Below are 1,329 nucleotides of genomic sequence, written 5' to 3' on the forward strand. Positions count from 1 at the left end.
GCCCGATTGCTTCCGGCTTGGCGCGGAACGGCTCGGCTTCGACGCGCGCGACTGCCTCGTGTTCGAGGATGCCCCGGCCGGCATAGCGGCAGCCGAAGCGGCGGGCGCGGCGGTCATGGTCATCAGCGCCACGCACAAGCACCCCTTGCCAACGCAACACGCCGCGATCGCGGGCTACGACATGGTGGGCATCACCGTCGACGAGCGTGGCTGGATCGCGCTCGAGCCGCAGCGCAACGCCGCCTAGGCGGCGTCTAGAAATCGCTGGTCAGGCCCTTTACCTCCCAGTCGCCGTAGCGGCCGGGCTCCTTGCCGCCGCGGCCGCCGATTTCCTTCGGCGCCGAGGCTTCCTTTTCCAGGTACTTTGCACGCCTTGCTTCGGCTTCCGCGAGCGCACGTCTGGCTTCCGGCGTCAGCGCCTTTGGCTCGACATCATGGGCAAGCTCGGCATCGGTTTTACTGGCTTCGTCGTTCATGCGATATTTCCAGCGGATTGAAACGGGAACTGGTGTTTCCCATCATATAGCGATGAGACCAAGCGGATCGACCCCTTTTCGCTATCACCTGGACAGGAGCAGACGATGAACACACTTCGCACCGCCATGCTTCTTGCCGCGATGACCGCGCTGTTCATGGGCGTCGGCTTTTTGATCGGCGGAACCGGCGGCATGATGATCGCGCTGCTGATCGCCGCCGGCACCAATCTGTTCAGCTACTGGAATGCCGACAAGATGGTGCTGTCGATGAACCGTGCCGTCGAGGTCGACGAGAAGAACGCGCCCGAATATTACGCCATCGTCCAGTCGCTCGCCAAACAGGCCGGCCTGCCCATGCCGAAGACCTACCTGATCGACAATCCGCAGCCGAACGCCTTTGCCACCGGCCGCAACCCGCAGAACGCGGCGGTCGCTGCCTCCACCGGCCTGTTGCAGGCGCTGACGCCTGAAGAGGTCGCAGCCGTCATGGCGCACGAACTCGCCCATGTGCAGCACCGCGACACGCTGACCATGACGATCGTCGCCACCTTTGCCGGTGCCATTTCGATGCTCGGCAATTTCGCCTTCTTTTTCAGTGGCAATCGCGACAACAATCCGTTCGGCTTTGTCGGCGTGCTGGCGGCGATGATCGTAGCGCCCTTTGCCGCGATGGTCGTGCAGATGGCGGTCAGCCGCACCCGCGAATACGAGGCCGACCGACGTGGCGCCGAAATCTGTGGACACCCGCTCTGGCTGGCATCGGCGCTTGACAAGATCGCCCGCGGCGCCGAACGCATCCGCAACCCCGATGCCGAGCGCAATCCCGCGACCGCGCATCTCTTCATCATCAATC

Annotated in this window: 3 protein-coding genes; 2 read left to right on the forward strand and 1 reads right to left on the reverse strand. The window is 63.8% G+C overall.

Annotated elements, in window-relative coordinates; genetic code table 11:
- Positions 1–247, forward strand: a 247-nt coding sequence (locus EN925_RS36170; RefSeq protein WP_164894670.1) for an HAD-IA family hydrolase, incomplete at its 5' end; no start/stop codon positions are given.
- Positions 248–254: 7 nt separating this feature from the next.
- Here EN925_RS36170 and EN925_RS36175 read toward each other — a convergent pair.
- Positions 255–476 carry a DUF1674 domain-containing protein gene (locus tag EN925_RS36175; protein WP_013529015.1) on the reverse strand — a complete coding sequence of 74 codons (222 nt, stop codon included), beginning with the start codon at positions 474–476 and terminating at the stop codon, positions 255–257.
- 105 nt (positions 477–581) lie between these two features.
- Here EN925_RS36175 and htpX point away from each other — a divergent pair.
- Positions 582–1,329: zinc metalloprotease HtpX (gene htpX, locus EN925_RS36180; protein WP_128337389.1), on the forward strand; the 748-nt coding region annotated here is incomplete at its 3' end.

It is taken from the genome of Mesorhizobium sp. M7A.F.Ca.US.006.04.2.1, from assembly GCF_004022915.1.
Lineage (GTDB): Bacteria > Pseudomonadota > Alphaproteobacteria > Rhizobiales > Rhizobiaceae > Mesorhizobium > Mesorhizobium ciceri.